This is a genomic window from Oleiphilus sp. HI0125 (assembly GCF_001635355.1).
In genome coordinates, this window is the sequence record NZ_LWGF01000382.1 from 1 (window position 1) to 1,349 (window position 1,349).

Annotated in this window: 1 protein-coding gene; it reads left to right on the top strand. The window is 48.4% G+C overall.

Annotated features, from left to right (window positions below):
- Nucleotides 1-20: 20 nt before the first annotated feature.
- The gene (gene tuf, locus A3762_RS05270; RefSeq protein WP_068478061.1) at nucleotides 21-1,244 is read left to right on the top strand and encodes an elongation factor Tu; all 1,224 of its coding nucleotides are present in this window, start codon (nucleotides 21-23) and stop codon (nucleotides 1,242-1,244) included.
- Nucleotides 1,245-1,349 lie beyond the last annotated feature (105 nt).

The following is a 1,349-nucleotide window of genomic DNA, read 5'->3' on the forward strand; positions in this document are numbered from 1 at the left end:
ATTCTATAGGAGATGTTCGGATGGCAAAAGAAAAGTTTGAAAGAAGTAAGCCGCACGTTAACGTTGGAACAATTGGCCACGTTGACCACGGCAAAACAACACTAACAGCAGCACTTACTCGTGTATGTGCAGAAGTATTCGGTGGTGAGAAGGTAGACTTCGCTAACATCGATAACGCTCCAGAAGAACGTGAGCGTGGTATTACAATCGCAACGTCACACGTAGAGTACGATTCAAACGATCGTCACTACGCGCACGTTGACTGTCCTGGACACGCGGACTACGTGAAAAACATGATCACTGGTGCTGCTCAAATGGACGGCGCGATCCTAGTATGTGGTGCGACTGACGGCCCAATGCCTCAGACTCGTGAGCATATCCTTCTTTCACGTCAGGTTGGTGTTCCATACATCGTAGTATTCTTGAACAAAGCAGACCTTCTTGCTGAAGACTGTGGCGGTGCAGGTACTGAAGAATACAACGAAATGCTTGAGTTGGTTGAAATGGAGCTTCGTGAGCTTCTAGATCAATACGAATTCCCTGGTGACGACACTCCAATCATCCCTGGATCTGCTTTGATGGCATTGAACGGCGAAGATGACAACGAGTTGGGTACAACTGCTGTTAAGAAGCTTGTTGAAGCGCTTGATACGTACATCCCAGAGCCAGAGCGTGCAATCGATCAGCCATTCCTAATGCCAGTAGAGGACGTATTCTCTATCTCTGGTCGTGGTACGGTAGTAACTGGTCGTGTTGAGCGTGGTATCATCACTGTTGGTGACGAAATCGAAATCATCGGTATCCGTGAAACTCAAACCACTACTTGTACTGGTGTTGAGATGTTCCGTAAGCTTCTTGATGAAGGTCGTGCGGGCGAGAACGTTGGTGTTCTTCTACGTGGTACTAAGCGTGACGACGTTGAGCGTGGTCAGGTTCTATGTGTTCCTGGTTCTGTTAAACCGCACACTAAGTTCGAAGCTGAAGTATACGTACTAAGCAAAGATGAAGGTGGTCGTCACACGCCATTCTTCAAAGGCTACCGTCCACAGTTCTACTTCCGTACTACGGACGTAACGGGTGCATGTGAGCTTCCAGAAGGCGTTGAAATGGTAATGCCTGGCGATAACGTACAGCTTTCTGCAGAATTGATCGCGCCAATCGCGATGGAAGAAGGTTTGCGTTTCGCAATTCGTGAAGGCGGTCGTACAGTAGGTGCGGGCGTTGTAGCGAAAATCATCGAGTAATACTCGATTATAAAAGAAGGTGGGTTGTCTGCCTTCTTTTGTTAGGCCCGTAGCTCAATTGGCTGAGCAGCGGTCTCCAAAACCGCAGGTTGGGGGTTCGATTCC

Excerpts from the sequence above, each read along its gene's own strand:
- tuf (WP_068478061.1), top strand. The coding sequence starts at position 21 with ATGGCAAAAGAAAAGTTTGAAAGAAGTAAGCCGCACGTTAACGTTGGA.